At 69.2% G+C, this 19033-nt stretch carries 24 protein-coding genes and 1 tRNA gene; 12 read left to right on the top strand and 13 right to left on the bottom strand.

Annotation, left to right across the window (positions count from 1 at the left end; all coding sequences use genetic code 11):
- The first annotated feature begins 681 nt into the window (after positions 1-681).
- On the top strand, positions 682-2001 hold the full coding sequence (locus tag NAF06_RS11070) for a methyl-accepting chemotaxis protein (protein ID WP_008583217.1): 1320 nt from the start codon (positions 682-684) through the stop codon (positions 1999-2001).
- 265 nt (positions 2002-2266) lie between these two features.
- Here the strand turns inward: NAF06_RS11070 and NAF06_RS11065 are convergent, their stop codons facing one another.
- The 6 genes from NAF06_RS11065 to NAF06_RS11040 all read right to left on the bottom strand — a co-directional run bounded on the left by NAF06_RS11065 (position 2267) and on the right by NAF06_RS11040 (position 6827).
- A complete protein-coding gene (locus NAF06_RS11065; protein WP_008583219.1) occupies positions 2267-2797 on the bottom strand; it encodes a PH domain-containing protein in 531 nt (176 codons plus the stop codon).
- Positions 2790-3452 carry a PH domain-containing protein gene (locus NAF06_RS11060; RefSeq protein WP_008583222.1) on the bottom strand — a complete coding sequence of 221 codons (663 nt, stop codon included), beginning with the start codon at positions 3450-3452 and terminating at the stop codon, positions 2790-2792. Before NAF06_RS11060 ends, NAF06_RS11065 begins: the two co-directional genes overlap by 8 nt.
- A gap of 157 nt (positions 3453-3609) precedes the next feature.
- The gene (locus NAF06_RS11055; RefSeq protein WP_008583225.1) at positions 3610-4551 is read right to left on the bottom strand and encodes a carbohydrate kinase family protein; all 942 of its coding nucleotides are present in this window, start codon (positions 4549-4551) and stop codon (positions 3610-3612) included.
- Positions 4552-4645: 94 nt separating this feature from the next.
- Positions 4646-5077 carry a hypothetical protein gene (locus NAF06_RS11050; protein WP_008583227.1) on the bottom strand — a complete coding sequence of 144 codons (432 nt, stop codon included), beginning with the start codon at positions 5075-5077 and terminating at the stop codon, positions 4646-4648.
- Positions 5078-5233: 156 nt separating this feature from the next.
- Positions 5234-5866, bottom strand: a complete 633-nt coding sequence (locus tag NAF06_RS11045) for a LysE/ArgO family amino acid transporter (protein WP_008583229.1) — start codon at positions 5864-5866, stop codon at positions 5234-5236.
- A 130-nt stretch (positions 5867-5996) separates the two neighbouring features.
- Complete coding sequence (locus NAF06_RS11040) at positions 5997-6827, bottom strand: IS5 family transposase (RefSeq protein WP_251106146.1); 831 nt, start codon at positions 6825-6827, stop codon at positions 5997-5999.
- Between the two features lie 376 nt (positions 6828-7203).
- Here NAF06_RS11040 and NAF06_RS11035 point away from each other — a divergent pair, with 376 nt between their 5' ends.
- The 3 genes from NAF06_RS11035 to NAF06_RS11025 all read left to right on the top strand — a co-directional run bounded on the left by NAF06_RS11035 (position 7204) and on the right by NAF06_RS11025 (position 8465).
- Entirely contained in the window at positions 7204-7650 is a 447-nt protein-coding gene (locus NAF06_RS11035; RefSeq protein ID WP_049908698.1) for a MoaD/ThiS family protein, read from the top strand.
- A 60-nt stretch (positions 7651-7710) separates the two neighbouring features.
- Positions 7711-7929 carry a hypothetical protein gene (locus NAF06_RS11030; RefSeq protein ID WP_008583248.1) on the top strand — a complete coding sequence of 73 codons (219 nt, stop codon included), beginning with the start codon at positions 7711-7713 and terminating at the stop codon, positions 7927-7929.
- 128 nt (positions 7930-8057) lie between these two features.
- A complete protein-coding gene (locus tag NAF06_RS11025) occupies positions 8058-8465 on the top strand; it encodes a hypothetical protein (RefSeq protein WP_049908700.1) in 408 nt (135 codons plus the stop codon).
- 175 nt (positions 8466-8640) lie between these two features.
- Here NAF06_RS11025 and NAF06_RS11020 read toward each other — a convergent pair.
- The 4 genes from NAF06_RS11020 to NAF06_RS11005 form a co-directional block, all read right to left on the bottom strand.
- Positions 8641-8725, bottom strand: a tRNA-Leu gene (locus NAF06_RS11020).
- Between the two features lie 58 nt (positions 8726-8783).
- Complete coding sequence (locus NAF06_RS11015) at positions 8784-9161, bottom strand: hypothetical protein (RefSeq protein WP_008583252.1); 378 nt, start codon at positions 9159-9161, stop codon at positions 8784-8786.
- A gap of 70 nt (positions 9162-9231) precedes the next feature.
- Positions 9232-9468 (bottom strand): DUF7508 domain-containing protein, encoded by a 237-nt coding sequence (locus NAF06_RS11010; RefSeq protein WP_008583255.1) that lies wholly within the window; start codon positions 9466-9468, stop codon positions 9232-9234.
- A gap of 25 nt (positions 9469-9493) precedes the next feature.
- Entirely contained in the window at positions 9494-9952 is a 459-nt protein-coding gene (locus tag NAF06_RS11005; protein ID WP_049908702.1) for a DUF5796 family protein, read from the bottom strand.
- Between the two features lie 156 nt (positions 9953-10108).
- Between NAF06_RS11005 and NAF06_RS11000 the strand changes: the two genes are divergently transcribed.
- From NAF06_RS11000 to NAF06_RS10980, 5 genes are all read left to right on the top strand, one after another.
- The gene (locus NAF06_RS11000; protein WP_008583259.1) at positions 10109-11473 is read left to right on the top strand and encodes a hypothetical protein; all 1365 of its coding nucleotides are present in this window, start codon (positions 10109-10111) and stop codon (positions 11471-11473) included.
- The gene (locus NAF06_RS10995; protein WP_008583261.1) at positions 11470-11931 is read left to right on the top strand and encodes a hypothetical protein; all 462 of its coding nucleotides are present in this window, start codon (positions 11470-11472) and stop codon (positions 11929-11931) included. Before NAF06_RS11000 ends, NAF06_RS10995 begins: the two co-directional genes overlap by 4 nt.
- Entirely contained in the window at positions 11928-12578 is a 651-nt protein-coding gene (locus NAF06_RS10990; protein WP_008583265.1) for a hypothetical protein, read from the top strand. The genes NAF06_RS10995 and NAF06_RS10990 overlap by 4 nt, the downstream gene beginning before the upstream one ends.
- A 90-nt stretch (positions 12579-12668) precedes the next feature.
- Positions 12669-13562, top strand: coding sequence for a shikimate kinase (locus NAF06_RS10985; RefSeq protein WP_008583268.1), 894 nt, complete (start codon positions 12669-12671; stop codon positions 13560-13562).
- Positions 13563-13569: 7 nt separating this feature from the next.
- The gene (locus NAF06_RS10980; protein ID WP_008583270.1) at positions 13570-13863 is read left to right on the top strand and encodes a chorismate mutase; all 294 of its coding nucleotides are present in this window, start codon (positions 13570-13572) and stop codon (positions 13861-13863) included.
- A gap of 22 nt (positions 13864-13885) precedes the next feature.
- On the opposite strand, the gene NAF06_RS10975 is transcribed toward NAF06_RS10980, so the two are convergent.
- Positions 13886-14281 (bottom strand): CopG family ribbon-helix-helix protein, encoded by a 396-nt coding sequence (locus NAF06_RS10975; protein ID WP_008583273.1) that lies wholly within the window; start codon positions 14279-14281, stop codon positions 13886-13888.
- Between the two features lie 105 nt (positions 14282-14386).
- On the opposite strand from NAF06_RS10975, the gene NAF06_RS10970 reads away from it, so the two are divergent.
- A complete protein-coding gene (locus NAF06_RS10970) occupies positions 14387-15244 on the top strand; it encodes an urease accessory protein UreE (RefSeq protein ID WP_008583275.1) in 858 nt (285 codons plus the stop codon).
- 41 nt (positions 15245-15285) lie between these two features.
- Positions 15286-16191, top strand: coding sequence for an MOSC domain-containing protein (locus tag NAF06_RS10965; RefSeq protein ID WP_008583278.1), 906 nt, complete (start codon positions 15286-15288; stop codon positions 16189-16191).
- Between the two features lie 93 nt (positions 16192-16284).
- Here NAF06_RS10965 and NAF06_RS10960 read toward each other — a convergent pair whose 3' ends face one another.
- Positions 16285-17190: a hypothetical protein gene (locus NAF06_RS10960; protein ID WP_008583280.1), complete on the bottom strand. Its 906-nt coding sequence runs from the start codon at positions 17188-17190 to the stop codon at positions 16285-16287.
- A 131-nt stretch (positions 17191-17321) separates the two neighbouring features.
- Positions 17322-18194, bottom strand: a complete 873-nt coding sequence (locus NAF06_RS10955) for a CheF family chemotaxis protein (protein WP_008583283.1) — start codon at positions 18192-18194, stop codon at positions 17322-17324.
- A 288-nt stretch (positions 18195-18482) separates the two neighbouring features.
- Here NAF06_RS10955 and fer point away from each other — a divergent pair, with 288 nt between their 5' ends.
- The gene (gene fer / locus NAF06_RS10950) at positions 18483-18872 is read left to right on the top strand and encodes a ferredoxin Fer (RefSeq protein WP_008583285.1); all 390 of its coding nucleotides are present in this window, start codon (positions 18483-18485) and stop codon (positions 18870-18872) included.
- The last annotated feature ends 161 nt before the right edge of the window (positions 18873-19033 follow it).

The raw sequence follows: 19033 nt of genomic DNA, 5'->3' as shown, positions 1-19033 counted from the left end.
CTGGGGATTCCCGTATATGTCGTGTGTAACGACGTTCCCTCCTCTCGACTATCGGGCTTACTGCGGCGGCGTCGACCGCCGGCTGTCTCGACACCGTCGTCGACGACGCCCCGATTCGTCTCGCGCGGTTCGCGACCGTGAACCACACGTCCGATCCGGTCCGGATCGACCTGCGCGTCGACCGGGACGGCGAGACGGTCCACGAGTCGTCCCGTCAACTACGAGAGAAGGAGGACGGACGGATTCACGGAGCGGTCGTCGACTGCGATTGGGGATCGACCTCGGGTGAGTACGTGGTAGCTGCGCGGGTGGCCGACACGGAGTGGACGTCGAAACCGGTCAGTGACGTCAGAGACGAGTCGGACGACACCGTCGAGTGTGCGACGGCGGTCGCCCACTACGAAGACGGCGTGTGGTTACAGGTGCGAGACGACTGTGGGCGAACACCCGCACCGCGTCTTCACGGGTCTGTTCGGACGAGTTCACGGTCGAAGGGTAACACTCGGCACACAGTTCCGGCCGACCAGTTATTCCGGACAACATCACGGTTGAAAAATATTAGTTCAACGGGAGTCGGTTGATCCGGGCCCCCGACTAGCCGAGTGGTGGAACCGGCGGATTCCGTATCAACTCCAATAATCCCGGCGTAACCCACATGAGTCCCAACTGATACCTGCCAGTATGTCCACAGAGACGCACAACGACCAGCTCCAAGCCACGGAGACGGCGTCGGACGGAGCGTTCTGGCGACACACCTTCGAACAGTTCATCGCGGACCTTCCCGAGGCGGCGTTCGTCGTCGACGCTGCCGGCGACATCACCCAGTGGAACGCGGCGACGGCCGAGCTCCTCGGCCTGCCGGCGAGCGAGGCCGTCGGCACCAACGCGTACGACGTGTTCGGAACAGAGGGCGAAGACGAGACGCTCGCCGAGGAGGTCGTCCGCACGGGAACTCCCATCCGCGAAGACGAGTTCCGCTCCGCGGAGCGGCCCGACGGGACGCGAGCCCACGCCCGCGCCATCGGGACGCCCATCCAGACGCCGACCGGGGAGGTCGTCGGGGCGGTCGAGTTGCTGTTCGACGTGACCACCGTCGTCGAACAGCGCGAGACGCTGTCGGACCTCCAAGCGGAGCTCTCGGACAACGTGGAGACGTCGATGGCCCAACTGAGTGAGTCGACCTCCGAGGTCGCGGACCGATCGAACGAGATCACGCAGCTGGTCTCCGAACAAGCGGCCGAACTCGAAGATACCCAGGGCGACGTCTCCGGGTTCAGCGCCACCGTCGAGGAGATCGCCTCCAGCGCCGAGGAGGTCAGCAGCCAGAGCGCCGAATCGAGAGAGCTGGCTGAAGACTCCGTCGAGACTGCCGAGGAAGTCATCGATCAGGTCGACGACACGGCCGCGACGTCGGCGACGGTCGCCGACGACGTGGCGGAGCTGCGAGACGAGATCGAACAGGTCGAAGAGCTGGTCGGCGTTATCAACGACATCGCCGAGCAGACGAACATGCTCGCGTTGAACGCCAACATCGAGGCGGCGCGCAGCGACAGCGACGGGTTCGCCGTCGTCGCGGACGAGGTGAAGAACTTGGCGAACCGGTCGCAAGACCAGGCCGACGAGATCGAAGCGATCGTCGCGCGGATCAAAGCGAAGGCGACCCAGACGACCGACGAGGTGGAGGCGGCCAACGACGAGATCCAGTCCGCGAGAGACGACATCCAGGGCGTCCTCGAAAATCAGAAACAGATTCTGCGGGCCGTCGAACAGACCGAAAGCGGGATCAGCGAGATCGCCGCCGCGACCGACGAACAGGCGAGCGTGGCCGAGGAGATATCGAGCGCCGTCGACGACGTCTCCGACCGGGCGCACGTCGTCAGCGACGAGATCGAAGAGATCGCGGACGAAAACGAGAGTCAGACCGAGATGGTGACCCGTCTCACCCGGGAGGTCGAAGAGATCGACCGGCGGCTCGCGAGCGTAATGAACCGGTCAGTCTGAGGGCCGCAGCGCCGCGGACGACCGCCTGCGAGAGAGTCCGGCGTCGCTGCCGTGTACGCGAGTTACTTCCGGAGGTCAGCGGCCACGTTCCCCTCGAATTTCACGGAGTGTTCGATCGAGGGACACCCCTCTGCGTCGACGACGAGTGGGCAACGTGTGACGGTCACGGTCGCAGATCCCCCGTCGATCGCCGCGTCACTTCGAAGAGAAAAGCAACTTCACGGCCGCTCTCGCCGATATTCGTCCAAGGTCCGCTCGTGGTTCGCTACTCGACCGCGGCCTTGAGATCGCGGACGATCGCGAGCACTTCCCGCCACTGATCGACGGTCCCGGGAACGTCCGCGCTGTCGCCGCCGATCCGACTGGTGATGGTTCGCCGAACGGTCTCGGGGTCGTCGATCCGGCGGAATGCCAGATCCGGCCCGCCGGCGACTTCCACGGTGACGGTCCCGTACCCGAACAGCGACCCGGTCACCGACTGGCTGTAGGCCGTGTTCTGGACCTGCGGCAGGCCGACGCGGCGGACCGTCCGCCCGAGGACGCCCCGCTTGAGCCACACGGCGCGGGTCGTGACGACGTAGTTGGTGCGGCGGACCCGGAGCACCGACCACGCGATGACCGCGAGTCCGACGAGACTCGCCGCCCCCAAGCGCGGGTCAGTAGTCGCCGCCGCCGCGAGGCTCAGCCCGGCGATGACGGTCCCGACGGCGACGCCGCCGATCGCGGCCGACAGCCGCGGCGTCCCCTCCCACACGACCGTCTCGTCGTCGCGAAGGAACAGCCACGAGTCACTCATCGCCCTGTTCCACCGCTCCGTCCGCGGCCCGGTTGGGACTCGCCTCGACGTCGACGTCGGCCGAGTTCGGCGGGACGCCGGTCGCCCGATCCCCGTCGTCCGCCACCGCCGAGCGGATCGCGCGGAGCTCGACGAGGATCTGATCGAGCACGTCGTCGGTTTCGTCCGCGTCGCCGGACTCGCTCCGCTGACGCTTGTCGATCTCCTTCGAGATCAGCTCTTGGACGGCCGCCGGGTTCGGAATGCTGCGGAACTGGAGTTCGACGCCGGAGCCGCCGGCCGTGCTGACGTCGACGGAGCCGTACCCCAGCGACGAGCCGATGGCCGACTGGGAGTAGGAGATGTTCTGTACCTTGTCGAAGCCGATCTGCTGGACGTCTCGCGAGAGGATCCCGCGCTTGCTGTAGAGCCCCTTGTTCGTGACGACGTAGTTGGTGTTGGTGTACTGGAGGTAGCTCGCCGCGATCAGCGGGATACCGATGAGGACCACGGAGAGGGGGAGGCCGACGACGAGCGCCGGAACGATGCTGTACTTGTGCGGGGTGCTCGCCCAGCGGATCTCCTCGCCGTCCTCTAGGGACAGCCAGTCGAGGTCTAATTCGGCCGTGTTCTCCGAGCCAGTCGTCGGCTCGGCTTGGAGGGCTGCGTCGGACATCTATCGAAATGTCACCTGTAGAAGCGATTTCGTCGCGGACAAAAATAGCCATCGCTCCGTCAGGCGTCACCGGTGACGCGTTCGAAGTCGCCCTCACGAACGGGGCCCCGAAATCCCGGGTTCGTCGGCTCCGTCGAAGGCCGCAGACGGCGTCCGGTCAGAGCAGATCGCTGCTCGGACCGAGGCCGTCGGCGTCGAACGGCCCGGTCGTCGCCACGGCGGCCGCGCCGGCCGCGTTCCCGACGGTCGCTAGCTCCTCCAAGTCCGAGACGCCGTGGTCCGACGCGGCGAGGACCGCGCCGGCGAACGCGTCGCCGGCCCCGGCCGCGGTCGCGACCGTCGTCGACGGCGGCGTCGCGGTCACTCGCTCGGTGATCCCACCGTCCTCGATCGTCAGCGCGGTCGTCGCTTCCGACCCGTCGGTGACGAACGCCGTCGCCGAGTGGTCCGACGGCAGCAGTTCGAGGAGCCCCGCCGGCGCGCGATCGAGGCCCGCCACCGCGAGGTCGTCCGTCCCCGCGAAGATCAGGTCGCAGCGACGCAAAACGTCGCGGAGCGCCCGTCGGTAGGTCTCGGGGTCGTCCCACTGGTTCGGGCGTCCGTTCAGGTCGAACGAGACCCGGGTCCCGCTCTCTGCGGCCGCCTCGGCGAGGCGTCGAACCGGACGCTGGTTCACCGCGGTCGGCAGCGTGACGCCCTCCAGATGGACCCACTCGTACGGGGCGACGAGCGACGCCGGATCGGCGGGCGGGGTGAACCCGTAGCAGCTCCCGGTCACCCACGCGTTCCACCGGTCCCCGTCCTCCGTCGGGACGTACAGCGTGAGCGGCGAGGGCGCGTCGACCCGCGTCACGCGGGTCGTGTCCACCGGACCGTCCGCGAGGTGTCGGGCGGCCAGTTCCCCCATGACGTCGGTCCCGAGGTTCGTCACGAGGCCGGTCTCGCTGCCGAGCGAGGCCGCACATCGCGCGACGTTCGTCGCCGTGCCGCCGACGTGCCACTCGAACCGGCTGCCGGGGGCGATCGGCGACCCGTCCGCCGGGTAGAGGTCGACCGTCGCGTCGCCGACGGCCAACACGCCCCGCTGACCGTCGCTCATCGCTCCTCCGACAGGCGGTCGCTCATCGGTCCCTCGGGCGGGTGGCGTGGCACGTCGGCCGCGACCCCGCCTTTGCGCGTCTGTCCCTGATGCGTCACGGGTCGGTGGAGGCCGCGTCGATCGAATCAGTGAGATGCTCGCGTACTCGGAGGCCGGTTCGAAACCGAGAGAAGACGTCGGACTGATGCGTTTCGCACGCGAGCACCGCCAGCCCGCCGTTCCCGACCGGGATGACCCGTTGGCGCGGCCGCTGCGGTGCGTGACGACAACTCGGGCAGTTGACGCCGCCGGCCGGGCGGTGATCGAGGAGGTCGGCGCGACCGTCGGTCGCGAGCCCGCAGAGCGTCCGGAACTCCTCCAGATGGTCGTCACATCCGACGAGCGGGACCGTCAGCCCGTCGAGCAGCAGAAACGAGAGGCTGCCCCGTCCCGGTGACCGAAGGGCGGACTCGCAGGCGGCACACCGGACGACCTGCTTCTCGTCGGGGGAGTCCGACGCTGACTGGAGAGGAGTTCCGTCGTCCATACTCGAAGCGTACCGTCGGTTGGTGGGCCACGCTGGTAAGACACAGGATGAACCGAGTTCCCGTGCTACCGGACCCACCGGTCGCTGTCTTCGCCGCCGTCCGATCGCAGTCGCCGTCAGCGACGATTACGCGACAGCGGGCGCGCCACGACCGAGTCAGCGGACGCCGACGAGTCCGAGCAGCCGCCACGCCATGTAGAGCGCCACCACCCAGATCACCCCCGCCGAGAGCACGTTGAGATACCGGAGTCGGCCGTCGGACAGGACGGAGTTTCCGAGGAGTCGACCGCCGGTGGCCAGTCCGAGGAACCACCCCCACGAGACGAGGAGGCACGCCGCGGTGAACGCCCACCGTCGCGGGGGCGCGTACGCCAGCGCGTTCGTTCCGATCACGCCGATCGTGTCCAGTATCGCGTGCGGATTGAGCAGCGAGACGGAGGCGGTGAATCCGACCTGTTCGCGCACGCTCAGGCGCGTCTCGTCACGCGGGCCGAGGCCCGCGGCAGGGACCGAAACGAGCGTCCACCCGACGTAGATCAGAAACGCCACCCCGGCCGCGAGGAGGGCCGTCCGAAGCCACGCGAACTCGATCACCGCGGCGGAGACGCCGAGCACCCCGGCCAGGATGAGGAGGGTGTCGGCCGCGCCGGCCGTGAGGACGGTCGGCAGCGAGCGGCGGAGTCGCGGCTGGGACGCGCCCTGCTGGAACACGAACACGTTCTGCGGCCCGACGGCGGCGATCAGGCCGAGCGAGAGCGCGAGTCCGTGGAGAAACGCCGTGGTGGCCATCTGCGAACTGTCTCGACCGTCCGTCGGGAGCGACTAGGGTGGCCGGATACTGGCAAGGCGGGCGGGCTTCCAACGACTCGACGCCGGTCCCCCGTAACGGCTGTGTTGAATCGCTGTAAGGCGTAGAGATTCACTGTTTGACGAAGCGCTTGATGTTGTAGACCATACACATCAGAGCGATCTCGCGGAACTCACGGAACCAGGACCGCGCTCGCACGGCGAAGCCGAGCGAGCGCTTCACAGCCGAGTTCACGGTTTCGGTCATAGAGCGCTGATTGTAGCGATTATCGTCGATTCTGGCGTTGTGTGCGTGGTCGTACGGCGCGAAGATGCGGTGCTTGATCAGCGGTCTGATCCCAAGATCGCGTAATCCTTCGCGGAGCGATTTCTTGTCGTAGCCCTTATCGGCCGCAAGAGACCGCAGATCGCCCGCGTTCCGGCGGGCGATCTGCTCAGCGAGATCTGCGTCACTTCCTTCTCGGTTCGTCGAGCAGTGAACGTCAAGGACAGCTTGCGACGCTGTATCGACGAGTTTCGTGACTTTCAGCTTTTGAACGCGGTAGCTGATTCGCTGGCAGTAGTGGCGGCTGGCTGGTGAGCGGTCGTAGAATGTGGCGTCGATCGCGGCGTGTTCGGAGAGATCGTGCAGCTGCGCCGACTGGCGCAGCAGCACTCGACAAACACTCATACTGATCCGGTCGAACGCCTTACACAACGTGGACGGCGCAGGGAGATCGGCCGCGCTGAGGCCGATCTCCCCGGTTATTTGTGGCATCTCTTTGAGCAGGCCGATCGTCATGCGGTACGATGTATCGAGGTAAATTCGCAGACAGTGGAGGGAAACGAGTGCGTAGTCGGCGAATCCGCCGCCGCCTTCCGGGGCGGCGGATTCGCCTCCATCGCCAGTAACTCTTTGAGCAACCGGCACAACCTCCCCGATGAAGCGGGAGATTTGTGTCATAGGCAACCGAATCTTCCCGCTTCAACGCCTTTGATTTAGCGACCTACCCTGCCGCCGTATGGCGATTCAACACAGCCGTTCAACAGGAACGCCGCGACGATGACCTTCGCGATCGTCTTGCGAGTGAGCTTCATCGGGCGTCCGTACCGCCGAGACGGCCTATGCGTTTAGCGGCAACATGTTCGGTCGGATTCCCGACGCTCGAATATCTCGCCGTCCGGTGGTTTCGATTGCTCTCTCCGCCGGCTCGTCGAGCCCCCGAACGAGATCCGCACGCTCGACGGCGGGAGCCGACCGGTCTCGCTCCGCGCCGCTCGGGAGTGCCGCGAACATGTTCGCAGACCGGCTTACCCGGACCGGGACCCTACGCGTACACATGGCTCAGACCAGCGAGATGGCCGACAAGGCGGCCGAAACGGAGTCGGTCCCGGGAGACACGGAGGCGACCGCGACCGAGGCGGAGACGACCGTCACCGTCCGGTGTACCGGCCACGTGCGCACGGAACTCGGGGAGTACGAGTTCGAGTACACCTTCGAGGGCGACACGCTCCGCGCGTTCCTCGACGAACTGTTCGAGGACTACCCCGAACTCCAGGACATGCTGATCGCGGAGTCCGAGTCCGACGCCACCCACAGCGGGTGGGCCCCGACGCCGGAGGAACTCCCCGGCACGTGGTCGAAGAACCCCGTCGGCGAGCAGACCATCGCGTACGCCCGCATCCTCGTCAACGGTCACTTCAACGAGAACGAGAACGGCTTCGACACCGAACTGGAGGAGGGCGACCGCGTCGCGCTCGTCTACCCGTTCATGTTCTGCTGCTAGCGCGCGCCGTCCACCGCTTCGTCCGGCACGTTTTTCACGACTCGCTCCCCACCGAAAGCCATGTACGCGGCCCTCTACCGACTCGCCGTCGGTGCGTACCTCCTGTGGCTCGGCCTCGTCGTGACCCTCGTCGCCGGCCGATACACGCCCGTCCCGTCGTTCCGGATCGTCCATCTCGGCGTCGTGGCCGGCGCGGCGGTGTTGACCTTGATCGGGTCCGGCCGACTGCTCAGACGTGGATACGGATGGGTGACGCGGCGGCTCGGCGAGCGGTTGTGAACGGTCTCCGCACCTGCTCGCAGGTTACTCGCCGCAGGCTCGGTTAAAACTCTCGGCGGTCGATGGGTTACACCTCGAATCGCTTAGCACGGGTAACGTACTTACCGGCGCTGGGCGTGACTTGTATCGTGCGACGCCGACAAGCCCTCCTCGGTACGACCGCCGTACTGTCTGGTCTCGCCGGCTGTGCGGGTCAGTTCGCGTCCGACGGCTCTCTCAGAGAGGTGGCCGTCGAACTCACGAACACAGACGATCAGGCACGGACGTTTCACCTCGCGCTCGAAACCGAGTCCGGGATGCTGGACTGGCAGTCACACCGTACCGACGCGGGCGTCACCGAGCGGGTGACCATAACTCCGAGCGGAGACGCGTCGCCGGTCGCGTTACACGGAAGCGTCGAGGAGTTCGCCGGGAGCGTCAACATCCTCGGCGTCGACGACCTCGACGAGGACTACTGTCTCCGCTTCAACTTCTGGTACGAGCATCCCGCCGACGAGCGCCCGCAGCTGGCTCAGGTCACGGACATCGAGTGCTGATCGGGACGACGGTCCGGGCGTGCGGCTCGCAGTGTGCTCGCCGTAGGAGTGCGGGGGAAGGGATTCGCTCCACGGTCGCTCCCGTTCGCTCGCTACGCTCGCTCTCCTCCCGCTCCCTGCTTCGAATCCCTTCTGCGCCGAGCCGCGGCGCTCACGATGTGTGAGCGCCGCGCCATGCGGGGGAAGGGATTCGAACCCTCGAACCTCTACAGGAGCGGATCTTAAGTCCGCCGCTTTTGGCCAGGCTCAGCCACCCCCGCGCGGATTCGGCTACCCGCGGCGGGGTGAAACACCTTTCGGAAGCCCGGGCCGGACGCCCTACCAGTCGACCGAGAGCGTCCCGTCGCCGTGCGGGTCCGGCGCGATCTCCTCGTCGGTCCGGCGGTCGACGACGTGGATCACGCCCGCCTCCTTTTTGGCCGGACACGCCTCCGCCGCGCGGACGTTCTCGTCTAAGTCCTCCTCGCCGATGTAGTACGTCTCCGGCTTCGCCATCCCGCTCACCACGTCCATCACCCAGTTGTCCGAGACCTCGGCGCACTTCCCCGCCCCGAAGCACTTGTTCGCCTCGAAGACGATCTTGTAGGGCTTCTCCTCCACCGGCGGCCCCTCCCCGCCGAGGTCGCTCGCGCGAAGTACCTCCTCGCCGCCGTCGGTCGCGGCCTCGTCGCCGTCGGTCTCGGCCTCATCGCTCATGTCGTCCTCTCGGCGGCCGCCGGACTTTCGTCTGTCGGTCGTTCCCGCGCTCTCGCAAGGAGGGGGTCGGTCAGTCCGTGTGGTCCGCGAGCAGGCGCTCGGCGTGGTCGGCCGACTCCGCCAACTCCCAGCGCACCTTCGGGGCGTCGCCGTACGCGAGCGCCTCCTTCAGTTCGTCGCGGAGGACGCCCGTGCCGAACCCGACCGTGTCGCCGTCGGCGTCGCCCAGTTCGTACAGCGCGTAGCGGTCCGGCGCGCTCCCGACCGTCGAGCGGTCGAGGTCGCGCCACGGCTTCGCGAGGCTCATGGGATGCGATCTGGTGTCACGCCGATCAGCGGTGCGCGTCGAGACCGTCTTCCGGTCCCTCGACGATCTCGTAGCTCCCCTCGGTCCAGCCGTCCTCGACGAAGACGAACACCCGCCCGCCGGCGATCTCGGGGTCGGCCACGACCTCGTTGCGCTGCCCCTCGCGGCCGACGATCACGCCGGGGAACACCTCGTCGCGCTCGCCGTCCTCGACGATCACGCGGCCGACGCCGGAGTCTTCGAGGATCTCGTCGTCGGTCTTGTAGTCGTTCACGTACGTCATCACGCCCTCCGTCTCCGTGGGGTCGGTGACGAGGACGTGGGTCTCCTTGCCGGGACCGGCGGTCACCGACCCCTCGGCGGAATCGGGGACGCCCCGGTAGAGGGTCGTCCGCCCGTCGAGGTACTCGACGACGACGCCCTCCTCGCGGAGGTCGACCCCGATCGACGTGGGCGGCACGTCGCTGCGTGTTGGCGCGGACATACGCGTCGCTCGGGGTGCCGGCCTCAAAAGGGCCGCGCTCGGGGGTCGCGCCGGATCGTTCCGAGGGACCGCGGTCTGACGGCCGCGCGTCCGGGCGCTGTCAGTGGCGAGAATCGGCGTGCCACATTTAAGTTCCTGCCGCGGGGAGTGCGTGGCATGGAACGGACGCGACGGACGCTTCTGGGCGTCGGTGCCGCCCTCGTCGGGACCGCCGGGTGTCTCGGCGTCGAGGGCGTCGAGTACCCCGACGCTCCCGCGGACGCCGACGCCCCGGGCGACGCCGACCCTCCCGGCGACGACCCGCCCGAAGACGGCCCTCCCGACGAGCCGGCGGACGACGACGACGGCCCCCCGGCGCTCAACCCCGCGCTGGCGGCGGCGACGCGCGCGGTCGTCGACGACGCGGTGTGGTTCGCGACCGAGTACCCGGAGGCGAAGACTACGTATCAAGACGCGGTCGCCGCGGCGGTCTCGACCGTCGAATCGGTCCGCGCGACCGTCGACGAGGAGGCGGCGATCGCGAGCGAACAGGTGGACGCGGTCGCGGCCGCCGGGGAGGAGGCCGTCGCCCGCGCGAGCGAGGCGCTCGAACCCCACTTCTCGCCCGGCCCGCGGATCCGCGAGCGGGTCGACCCCCACGTCGAGGTCCTGCGGGAGTTCGCTCCGCGCGACGACGTCGACCGGGCCCTCGAAGAGCTGGACCGGATGCGCGACGGCCTCGCGAGCATCGGGACCAACATCTACGTCGAATCCGCGTTCTCTCGGAACCCGATCCACAACCGGCTGTTCCGCCGGCTGCTGGCACCGCTCCCGCCGGAGGATCCCGAGCGCGGCCGGGTTACCGGCGGCACGCTCGTCGAACTCGCCGTCGCGAGCCGCGGCTTCTCGACGTTCGCCTACCGCCCCTACGACGACGAACTCGCTCCCGAGCGCGTTCCGCGGATCTACGGCGACGCGTTCGGCCCCGAACGCAGACGCGAACTGCGCGCGCGGCTCGGGCCGATCCCGCAGCCGGCGGACCGGGTCGAGGAGCTGTTCGTCTCGTTCGCGGACCGACCGTCCGTCGGGACCCGGCGGCGGGACCCGTTCCGCGGCTGGGCCCGCGAACTCGACGGGGTCCCGGTCCACGTCCAGCGGTATCCGGACGCCGAGACCGCCGCGGCGAGGCTCTCGACGGCCCTCGACGAGGGGTCGACCGAGGGCCGCGCCGCAATCGACCCGGAGGCGACGCTCGCGGGCTCCGACTTCGGCGGGAACAGGTCGGCGACCGAGAACGGGACCGACGCCGACTCGGACGATAGCCCGGACGCCGACCCCGCCGGACCGACCGCCTGGTACCGCTTTTACCACCGCGAGGCGGAGGGCGAGCGGTACGGCTTCGACGAACACGCCGGCGTCCAGTACGGCTACGTCGTCCGGGCCGGCGAGTTCCTGCTCGCGACCGGCTTCTCCGGCGACGCGTGGGAGGAGCGGACCGGCTGGCACGGCAGACTGCGCGACGGGTGGGTGACCGGCGCGTGAACGCGAACGAAATCGGGCTGGTGGCCGCGGTGTTCGCGCTCGTCGGTGCCGGCGTCGGCATCGTCGGCGCGGCCGCGACCGGCTGGGCCGAGGCCGCGCTGGCGACCGCCGCGACCGGCGAGACGGCGCGGTTCGGGCCGGTGTTCGTCGCGCAGTCGTACCTCGCCGCGACCGCGACGGTCCTCGTGGCCGCCGTCCCGCTGGCCGGCGTCGTCGGCGTCCTCGTCGGGTCGCGCGCGAGGGGCGTCGTCTCCGCGGCGTCGACCTGCGGGCTCGGGACCGGCCTCGGCGCGCTGGCGTACGGGCTGGTGGCGGTCACGGTGATCGTCGTCTCGCAGGGCGACGCCGCGACGCAGGCGCACGGGATCGCCGACGCGGCCCTGCCGACGCTCGCGACCGCGTTCGTGTCCGGGGCCGTCGGCGCGTCGACCGGCGTCTTGGGGACGGTGATGCGATGACCCGCGACGCCGACGCGGAACCGAACGACCGGCGCGACTCGGAACCGACCGCTCCCGACGACGCCGACCGGTCCCTCGGGCGCGCGTCGCGGCGCGGCGTCCTCGCCGTCGGTGCGACCGGACTGCTCGCCGGCTGTCTCGTGACCTCCGAGGAGGAGAGCGTCGACGGCGAGGCCGCCGGGCAGACGGACGACGAGTCCGGCGGGGAGGACGGCTCGGACGCGGAGGGCGAGGGATCGGACGGCGACGCCGGAAGCGGCGAGGATGGTGCCGACGACGCGCCGGACGAAGTCGGTCCCGACGGCTCGGGACTGCTCGTCACGGAGGCGACCGTCCTCGACGTGACGAAGAGCGGCGGCCGGACGACGGTCGAGGCGCGCCTGACCGTCGAGAACGCGGGTCGTTTCGACTATGGATTCGTCAAGCTCCGCGTCGACGCCTACGCGACGCCGGCCGGATCGGACGAGCGTGAGGCCGTCGGATTTGGGGACGCAACGCGGCGGTTCTCGCCCGACAACCGGTTCGACGGCTCCCGATCCCGACGGTTCACGGCCGAGATCACGTTCCCGAGTCGCCGGAGTAACGCCCGCGCGGATCCCGACAACTACGCGGTCGACGCGGCGGTGCGGCGCGCGGAACCGCTCTGACCGGTCGGGTTCCGGTGCGTTCCGCGACTCCCGGCCGAGAGTCTCGCCGTGATCGCTACCTCTTTGTCCGCGCTCGCGAGCCGTGGATCCATGGAGGGACGGGCGGCGGCGCTCGGTGCCGGGACCGTGTTGAACGCGCTCGCGACCGGCACGGGCGCGGCGTTCGGGATCGACGTCGAGACGCGCGCGACCGTCGAACTCGACCCCGCGGCCGAGCGCGTCGAGGGAGCGATCGCCGAGGACGCCGACGCCGACACCGACCTGATCGAGCGCTGCGTCGCGCTCGCGACCGAGCGCTGGGGCGACGGCGAGGGCGGGACGGTCCGCACCGACAGCGACGTGCCCCTCGCGGCCGGCCTCAAGAGCTCCAGCGCGGCCGCCAACGCGACCGTCCTCGCGACCTGCGACGCGCTCGGGCTCGCGGTCGGCGACGACCCGGACGACCCCGCGGTCGACGTGACCCGACTGGAGGGGTGCCGGCTCGGCGTGCGCGCGGCCCGCGAGGCGGGCGTCACCGTCACCGGCGCGTTCGACGACGCGACGGCGTCGATGCTCGGCGGCGTCACCGTCACCGACAACGACGCCGACGAACTGCGCGTCCGCGAGCCCGTCGACTGGGACGCGCTGGTCTGGACCCCGCCGGAGCGGGCCTACAGCGCGGACGCCGACGTGGCGCGCTGCGAGGCGGTGGCCCCGATGGCCGACCTCGTCGCCGACCTCGCGCTCGACGGCCGGTACGGCGAGGCGATGACGGTGAACGGGCTGGCCTTCTCGGCGGCGCTCGGCTTCGACGCCGACCCCGCGGTCGAGGCGATGCCCCACGCGACGGCGGTGTCGCTGTCCGGAACGGGGCCGAGCGTCGTCGCCGTCGCGGATCCCGACGACCCCGACACCGACCTCGACGCGGTCGCCGACGCGTGGCGCAACCGCCCCGGAACGCTGCGGCGAACGACGACGAGAAACGACGGCGCGGCCGTCGAGTGACCCACCAATGAGCGAGACACCAAACCCCGAGGAGATGAGCCTAGAGGAACTGCGCCGCGAGATCGAGGACATCGACCGCGAGATCGTAGAACTGATCGCCCGCCGGACCTACGTCGCCGACACGGTCGCGGCCGTGAAAGACGAGCGCGACCTGCCGACCACCGACGAGGGGCAAGAGGAACGCGTGATGGAGCGCGCGGGCGAGAACGCCGAGCAGTTCGACGTAGACGCGAACCTCGTGAAGGCGATCTTCCGGCTGCTGATCGAATTGAACAAAGTGGAGCAGCGGGAGAGCCGGTAGCCGACGCCGAGCGTCCGGCCACCTACTCGTCGCCGTCCCGGATCATCATCACCTTCACCCGCCGGACGCCGTCGAAGTCGCGGAGCCGGTAGATCAGTTCGCGGACGCGTTCGGCGTCTCCCCGGCAGAACAGCGATTCGAGACACCACTCGCCCTGGTGGGTGTGGCTCGTGTTGAGGATCACGTCCTGATACGCGTGTTGGACGCCGTGGAGCTCCCGGATGACGTCGTGGTGGCGGTAGTCGAACCCGACGAGCGCGACGACCTCGCCGGTCGTCGATTCGAGCCGGGAGTGCGACTCGATGTACTCCGACATCGCCTCCCGGACCGCCCGCGACCGATTCTCGATCCCCTCCTCGCGCCACACCCGGTCGAACTCCGCGACCACCTCGTCCGGGATGTTGAAGCTCGTTCGCACGCTCTCGTGGTGAGCGCCGCGGCCACAAGAACCTCGTTATGACGATCCCCCCGGTCCGGTAGTAACAACCCCTAAACGCGGTCGTTTTCGAGTCCCACACGAACGATGCTCTCGGGCGAACTGCTCGGACCGCTCGCGGGTGCGGTCCTCCTCGGCGCGGTCCACGGGATCGAACCGGGCCACGGCTGGCCGGTCGCGGCCTCGTACGCGCTCGACCAGACAAACAAGTGGGCGTACGGGCTCGCGGCGAGTCTCATCATCGGCGTCGGGCACCTCGTCAGCAGCGTCGCGATGGTGGGCGCGTTCTTCTACGCGAAGGGGTACTTCGATCTCACGCAGGTCAACGAGCCGATCACGGTACTCGGCGGCGTCCGGGTCGGCGGTCCAGTCAGCCTCGTCGCCGGCGTCTTGCTCATCGGCCTCGGAGTCCGCGAGTACGTCCACGGGCACAGCCACGGTGACACCGGCGGCGCGCGCGACGACCACGACCACAGCCACGAAGGCGGTGACGACACGCACGATCACAGCCACAACACGCACGATCACAGCCACGACCACAGCCACGACCACAGCCACGACGAGTCCGACGACCACGGCGACGGCGGACTCGGCTCTCGGCTGCGAGGGTTCCTCCCGTTCGGCGGCGGCCACTCGCACGACGGCTTCGAGGAGAGCGCCGACAGGGGCCTCCTCGGCATCGCGTGGTTCGCGTTCGTCCTCGGGTTCGCCCACGAGGAGGAGTTCGAGATCATCGCGCTCTGTGCCGGCTCCAACCGCTGTCTCGAACTGATGAGCGCCTACGCGCTCACGGTGATCGCCGGCATCGTCGGACTGACGATGCTTCTGGTCGCGGGCTATCACCGGTCCCGGGAACGCGTCGAGCGGTACGTCCCGTACCTCCCGGCGTTCTCCGCGGGGGTCCTCGTCGTCATGGGACTCGGGTTCGTCGCCGGAGTGTTCTGAGACGGCCGATCGCTTTTTGTCCGCCCCGACGAACGCCCGCCATGACACGCGTCGCCGAACTCGTCGCCTACCCGCTGAAGTCCTGTGACGGCGTCGCCGTCGACCGCGCCGCGATCGGTCCCGAGGGCGCGCTCCGCGGCGACCGCTCGTACGCCCTCGTCGAGGCCGGCGTCGACCCCGAGACGGCCTCCGTGGGCGGTGGCGGCGGCTACGTGAACGGGAAGAGCGAACCGGCCGTCCACGGGCTCCGCGCCGAGTACGACCTCGCGAGACCGACGGACGCCACGCCGACGGCGGTGACGCTCTCGCGGCCGGAGACGGACCGCGCCCCCGCGGACGAGCGGACCTTCGCGCTCCCCGACGAGGGCGACGCGCTCGCCGACTGGGTGGGCGAGTACCTCGGGTACGACGTTGATCTCGTCCGCGACCCCGCGGGCGGGTTCCCCGACGACCGCGCCGCGCACGGCCCGACGGTCGTCTCGCGGGCGACGCTGGAGACCGTCGCGTCGTGGTTCGACGCGGTCGCGGACGCGACGGAGATGCGGCGGCGACTCCGCCCGAACGTCGTGTTGGACGACTGCCCGGCGTTCTTCGAGGACCGGCTGTTCGCCGACCACGGCGAGGGGGTCCGCGTCGCGGTCGGCGACACCGAACTGGTCGGCGTCAACCCGTGTCAGCGCTGCGCCGTCCCCTCCCGCGACCCGGACACGGGCGTCGCAATCGAGGGGTTCCGCGAGACGTTCATCCGCCGCCGCCGCGAGACGCTCCCGGAGTGGACCGAGAGCGACCGCTTCGACCACGACTTCCGGCTGATGGTCAACACCGTCGTCGAGGAGCGCTCGTGGGGCGACGCCCTCGCCGTCGGCGACGAGGTCTCTATCGAGGGCGTCGTCGCCGTCGACGAGAACGAGACGCCCGTGGCGGGCAGCGAACAGACCGCAGAGTAGTCGCCAGCCGCCTCTCGACTCGGTCGGACAGAAAGGACGGACAGCGAGAAACCGCGGTGTTGCGCCGCGGTCGGTGCTGGCTCGAACCCCGCGTCAGCGGCCGCCGTCGGTCATCGCGACCGGCTCGTCGGGCTCGCCGTTCGGAGCCTCCTCCGCCGCGGTCTCGTCGCTCGTCGCGGGGTCGACCGCGGTGTCCGTGACGCCGAACTGCGTCCACAGGGTCGCGACGACGACCGCGTACGCGACCAGGTCGTAGTGTACCGCGCCGCCGAGCCCGGTGAACGCGGACAGCGTGCTGTAGCCGTAGAGGGCGACGACGCCGCCGACGAACGCGGTCTCGTTGGCGAACCGGCCGTCGCGCGTCGCCGCGGCCGCGCGGCGGATGATCGGCCCGCAGGCGACGAGGAACGCGATCCCGGAGAGCGCGCCGAGGTTCACGAAGAAGTGCGTCGCCATCCGCGAGTCGAGGATCGACTGGAGGTACTGGACCGTCACGGGGTCGTAGAACAGCCACTCGACGCGCGTCGGGTACAGCACCGCGATGTACGGCGTCGCGACCATCAGGCCGAACAGGACCGCGACCGCGACGCGGGCGGACGCGAACTGCGAGGCGCGCCGCGCCTCGAAGGCGTCGTCGCCGGACGCGACGACCAGCCCGCACTCCTCCAACAGATCGCGGAGCGCGCCGCGGGACAGCGACGGGTCGTGGTGGACCCCCACCGTCCCGTTGCGCCGCGTCGCCGACGCGTCGCTGACGCCGTCGACGTCGCGGAGGACCGCCTCTAACAGCCCCTCCCGGCGGTCGGTGTCGATCCCGTCGACGGAGAACGTGTCGTGGTCGTGAGCCTCCGGGACGCGCGCCGTCCGCGGCCCCGACTTGGCGACGCCGCTCGCCGTCTCACCCCCGGAGTCCCCCGCCCCCGCGGGCGAGCCGATTCCTCGTTCGCGGACCACGGCGTCGAGCGGCGTCTCGCCGCCGCGGTGGTCACCGTTTGACATGAGAGATACCTACGGTTACACAGGCATGAAGCTTCCCCCGCGCGGGCCGACCCGGACGGGCTCCCGAAGGCGCGGAGCCGGTCGGTCGTGACGCGGGCCGATTCCCGGCCACCGCGCGTCGGCCGCCCGACCTACGCGTTGACCGATTCGAGGTAGGAGCTCACGATCATCTGGCCCTTGCGGGTGAGCGCCGCCCCGCTCTCGCCGTCGGCGACGAGGCCGGCCTCCCGCAGCGTGTCGAGGATCATCGACGTCTGGGTGACGTCGCCGGTGACCACGTCGGCGATGTTCGCTTCGCCGCCGGCGGAGTAGATGGAGACGAGGATCTCCATCTGTTCCTCGGTCGGGTCGAACGAGTCGAGGTCCTCCATCGCCTCGTCGTACTCGATCTTGATGTACCGGCCGAGGATGTTGAGCGCCCGCTTGTTCGGCACGGTCGCGATCGACGTGACCGTCCGGTCGTCGGCGTCGACGTGGCGGAAGACCAGCGCGGGACGCTTCTTCCCGCCGAGGGTCCGGTCGGTGCGCTCGTAGTCGATCACCGCGGAGAGGTCGACCGTGAACGGCTCGGGGCAGTCGCCGAACCGTATCTCGCCCGGCGACACCGTCACCGAGGCGCGGTGGTCGCTCGCGTCCGTGACGCGGCCGCCGACCTTCGCCGGGTGTCGCACCGTGACGGCGACGTTCCGCAACAGCACCTTGAACAGCAGCCTGACGAACCGGTCCATGTCCTCCGGCTCGCCCTCCACGAGCGCCGACCGCCGCGTCCCGTCGCGCTCGTAGGCGACGGTGACGCTGTCGTTGAAGAACGACCGTAGGTCGCCGGGGACGTTGCCGACGACGACATCGAACACCTTCGATATCGGGATCGTCTCCTTGCCGTCGTCCGTCGCGAGGACTAGCCGACGCTGGCTCAGGAGCACGCGACCGGTCGCCGGCTCGTCGGTCTGTAGGCTCGCCGCGTGAACGCGGCCGACGAAGTCGGCGACGACGGACTCCTCCATCGGTACCACGTGAGCGCCGTACGCTATTTATTGTTACTCACGCCGTATCAGTCCTGATAACGAGCTGTCACGCGCTCGGTCGCGGCCCGACGCGAGCCATCGTGCGGCCTCGACCCGCCGCGAACTGCCTCACTCGTCTCGACCTGCCTCGACCCGCCACGATCCGCCTCGACGACCGCCGGACCCCCCGAGAACGGTCGAACGTGTTCGGCCACGCGGGGCCTTTCGCGGGGGGCGACGGACGGGGAACAGCAAAGCCTAATGACGTGGGCACCAAACCGGCAGATGATGCCCACAGTAGAATACCTCAACTACGAAGTGCTCGACGACCACGGCTGGTCGATGGACGACGACGACCTCTTCGAGGAGGCCGCCGACGCCGGCCTCGACGAGGAGGATTACGGTACCCTCGAAGTCAACCAGGGCGAGTACATCCTGGAGTCCGCCGAGGCGCAGGGCTACGACTGGCCCTTCTCGTGCCGCGCCGGTGCGTGTGCGAACTGCGCGTCCATCGTCAAGCAGGGCGACATCGACATGGACATGCAGCAGATCCTCTCCGACGAGGAGGTCGAGGAGAAGAACGTCCGGCTCACCTGTATCGGGAGCCCGGCCACCGACGAGGTAAAGATCGTCTACAACGCGAAACACCTCGACTACCTGCAGAACCGCGTCATCTGATCGGCTCTCTATCACTCCGGTAGCGGACCGTTCTCACGCGGGATCGCCGCCATCGCGGTCCCCGAATTCCTTCCGATCACGCCGCCGAGCAGCCGCCGCTCGCGTTCGCCCGAACCTGTTCGGGCGAATTTCGCGGCCGTGAGAACGCGCGAAACTCCGTT

This window comes from Halorubrum hochsteinianum (genome assembly GCF_023702125.1).
GTDB lineage: Archaea > Halobacteriota > Halobacteria > Halobacteriales > Haloferacaceae > Halorubrum > Halorubrum hochsteinianum.
The sequence above is the reverse complement of the archived record's forward strand: the minus strand, read 5'-3'. Positions and strand labels throughout refer to the sequence as shown.